Raw genomic sequence first — 3677 nt, forward strand, 5'->3', positions numbered from 1 at the left:
CCGCCGGACCGGCGGCGGCGCCTGCGTCCCGGCGTCCCCGCGGTCGGCGGGCCGCCCCGGCAACCCCACCGGCGGTCACCGGCGACCCGCGGTTCGAGCACGGGCCGCTCGCCGTCGTCGATGCCGCCGACGACGGGCAGGTACGGGCGTACTGCGTGGGCGGCCTGGTGCTGGAGACGTCCGCCGCCTCCCTGCCCGCGCTGGTGGACTGGGCCCTGCAGGAGGCCGGGCTCGGTCAACCGAAGCTCTCCGGCCCGGGGAAGGACGCCGACCCGCTGCTCGTGCTCACCGCGACCGCGCTGCAGCGCTTCGGGTTGCCGGCCGCGCTCACCGACGAGGAGCGACTCGCCGGCCGGGTCCCGGAGGACCACAGGGTCGTGAAACAACTGACCCGCGCCGACTGGCAGCTGACCCGGCGCGGGTTGGGACCATGGGCCCGGATCTACCGCCCCGCGCAGGGTCGGCAGCGCGCCTGCGTGCAGCTGTGCATCCCCTCCTGGGACGCGCTGGACACCCGGCACTGGGGCGATGCCGGACACCTCCCGCCCGCCGAACTCGCCCGCGTCCTCGGCGTGTACGCCTCGCGGGTGATGACGCCGCGCGGCTCCACCGCGGTCACCGGACTGGAGCTGATGACCGCGCTCCACCCGCCGACACGTGCCTCCGCGCCGGCTCCCGACGGCACCCGGCACTCGGAGCACAACCCCGGCTCACTGGGCAGGGACCCGGTGGACTGCGCGCCGTGCGAGGCCCCCGACGGGCACCCGCTCCTGGCCGACCTGCCCCGCTTCCACGTCCGCGGACCCGACGAGAAGCTGTTCGAGGAGGCGTACGACTGGGCACGGCCGATGACCGATGCCGAGTGCACCCTGCGCCACCTCGTCGGCCTCGACGTGAACCTCGCGTTCGGCGCGGGCGCCAACGGTCTGACCGTCGGCCTCGGCGCGCCCACGCGCGTCGCCAGTCCTGTCTTCGACCCCGGCCTGCCCGGTTCGTGGCTGGTGGACCTCTCCCACGTCGACCTGTCGAAGGTCAGGAGCGGCAAGGAGTGGGTGGAGCTGGACGACTCCCTGCTGCCCAGCCCGTTCACCCCGAAGGGCGAGCGTCCCGAGGGGCCGGCGTGGTACGCGACGCCGACCGTCGCCTACGCGGTGGAGCTCGGCTACGAGGTCGCGCCGGTCGAGGCGTACGTCCGCCATGACCACGGCCGCTACCTGGACGGCTGGTACCAGCGGCTGCGCGACGCCTACCTCGCCACCATGGCCGACCTCGGCGTCGGCACCGATCTGTCGCCGGCCGACTTCCTCGCTGCCATGGACGGCTGCAAGGAGCGCGACCCGCACCTGGCGATCGTCGTCTCGGCCATCAAGGCGACGGTGAAGGGCGGCCTGGGGAAGCTGCGCGAACGCCCGCGCGGCGAAGGCTGGCGGCCCGGTCACGCCTGGCGTGCCCTGTCCCGCCCGACGTGGCGGCCCGACATCCGCGCGGCCGTCATCTCCCGCACCCGGGTCAATCTGCACCGCAAGATCGTCAGGCACGCCGCGGTCACCGGCCGGTACCCGGTCGCCGTGCTCTCCGACTGCGTCGTCTACGCCGCCGCCGGACCCTCCCCCCTGGACGTCCTGCCGTACCGCGACGGCACGCCCCTGCCGGGCGGCTTCAAGCTGGGCGTCAACCCCGGTCTGGTCAAGCACGAAGGAACCCAGACCGTCCTGTGGGGCGAGGAGGTCCGTGACCGGTTCGACGCCCCGGAGCTGAACCTGGCCCGGTACATCAAGGACGGCACCGTCACCGATGCCGACGGCGGAGAGTAGGGGAGCGGGGCGATGAGCCTGTTCGGGGACGGTCTCGACGCGGCGGTGCGGGCGGCGTTCACCCGTCCGGTCCCGAAGACCGCGCCCGCGCAGATGCGCTACCTGGTGAGGCAGCTGAAGGGCACCCGCCCCGTGGCCGAGATGCTGGGTGTGTCCCAGCGGACGGTCGAACGGTACGTGAAAGGCCAGCTCAGGCGGCCCCGCGCCGACCTGGCGGCGCGCCTGGACCGCGAGGTCGCGGCCCGCTGGCAGCCCCGGGTCAGGGCCAGAGCACGGCAGCGGGCGGCCACCACCGGCGGGATCATCATCGACACCCGCGCCCGCCTCGGCTACACGGCGCCGATCGGCACCACCGACCAGGACCGCCTCCGGCACCTCACCATCGCCCTCCCGCCCCGCCACGCCGCGCGCCTCTTCGACGCCCGCGAAGCCGGCGCCGGGGACCGACGACTCCGGGAGATCGCCGCCGAAGCACTCAAGGAGGTCTACTTCCAGGACAACGGCCGGCGCGCCGGACAACTGGAAGAGGTCCGCTTCACCGACATCGAGCACCTCGAGTTCGAGCTGTAGCCGCCACTCCTCGTCGAGTCCGGCAGCCCGAGCCGTGACGGGGTGCCTCAGCCGGCCGTCGGTGCGGGGTCCGGCGAAGCGGCCAGTTCGATCCAGCGGGCGAGCAGATCGGCGGCGACCCCGTCGTCGATGGCACCACGTGCCCGGTCCAGGCCGTCGGCGAAGGCGTCCTCGAGGGAGAACCCGCTGCGCACCGCGATGGCCCCCGCGGCGTTGGCGAGGACGGCGTCGCGGGCGGCTCCCGGCGAGCCGGCGAGCACCGAGCGGACCGCCGCGGCGTTGTGGGCGGCGTCCCCGCCGCGCAGCGCGTCCACGCCGAAACGGGCCAGGCCGAACCGGGCGGTGTCGAGCGTGACGCGGTGCACGCCGCCGTCCTCGGCACGCCACACGTCGGTGGGAGCGGCCGTGGTGATCTCGTCCAGTCCGTCCCGGCCGCGGACGACGAGGGCCCGGGTGCCGCGGTCGGCGAGGACGGCGGCCAGCACCGGAGCGAGTCGCGGGTTCGAGCAGCCGATGAGCGCTGCGCCGGGCCGGGCCGGGTTGGTCAGCGGGGCGACGTAGTTGACCGCGGTGGGGACGCCCAGGACCCGGCGGACGGGGGAAGCGTGACGCAGTCCCCGGTGGAAGGCGGGGGCGAAGGTGAAACCGATGCCGAGGGCGCGCACGCACCGGGCGACCTGTTCGGGCGTGAGGTCGAGGGGGACTCCGAGGTGTTCGACCACGTCGGCGGAGCCGCTCCTGCTGGAGACGGAACGGCCGCCGTTCTTCACCACCGGCACTCCGACCGCGGCGGTGACGATCGCGGCCGTGGTCGAGATGTTGACGGTGTGCGCGCCGTCCCCGCCGGTGCCGACGATGTCGACCACGCCGGCCCCGTCGACGGGCAGCGGCACGACGCGTTCCATCAGGGCCTCGAGCAGGCCGCCGAGCTCGGCGGGGGTCTCCCCCTTGGCGCGGAGCGCCACGAGGAAACCGGCCAGGGCGACCGGCTCGTGGTCGTCGTCCATGACCGCACGCATCGCCCACCGGGTGTCATCGGATGTGAGGTCCTCGCCGCGCAGCAACGCGGCGAGCAGGCGCGGCCAGGTACGGCTGGTGGCGTTCACGGTGTCCCCTCACAGCGGTCCGGTGCCGGACGTCGTGCCGAGCCTAGGGACTGACCGGGCGTCGCAGGGCCGGCCGGCGCGAGGTGGGCGAGTCGTCCGGTGGGGTTCCCTGCGGTGGCCGTCCCGCCGGGTCGGTGCGGGACCGGGCGCTTGCACCGTGGGACCGGACGGGGCTCACCCCTTCGGG

General features: G+C 74.6%; 3 protein-coding genes. 2 read left to right on the plus strand and 1 reads right to left on the minus strand.

From position 1 onward, the window contains the following. Together tap and tpg are read left to right on the plus strand one after the other, a co-directional pair. The coding region (tap, locus tag HCN52_RS22695; protein WP_168090308.1) for a telomere-associated protein Tap at positions 1-1814 on the plus strand (1814 nt) is incomplete at its 5' end. A gap of 12 nt (positions 1815-1826) precedes the next feature. Then, positions 1827-2384 carry a telomere-protecting terminal protein Tpg gene (tpg, locus tag HCN52_RS22700; protein ID WP_168090309.1) on the plus strand — a complete coding sequence of 186 codons (558 nt, stop codon included), beginning with the start codon at positions 1827-1829 and terminating at the stop codon, positions 2382-2384. 47 nt (positions 2385-2431) lie between these two features. On the opposite strand, the gene trpD is transcribed toward tpg, so the two are convergent. Beyond that, the gene (gene trpD, locus HCN52_RS22705) at positions 2432-3490 is read right to left on the minus strand and encodes an anthranilate phosphoribosyltransferase (protein ID WP_168090310.1); all 1059 of its coding nucleotides are present in this window, start codon (positions 3488-3490) and stop codon (positions 2432-2434) included. Positions 3491-3677: the final 187 nt, after the last annotated feature.

Source organism: Streptomyces bohaiensis, from assembly GCF_012033785.1.
Classification (GTDB): domain Bacteria; phylum Actinomycetota; class Actinomycetes; order Streptomycetales; family Streptomycetaceae; genus Streptomyces; species Streptomyces bohaiensis.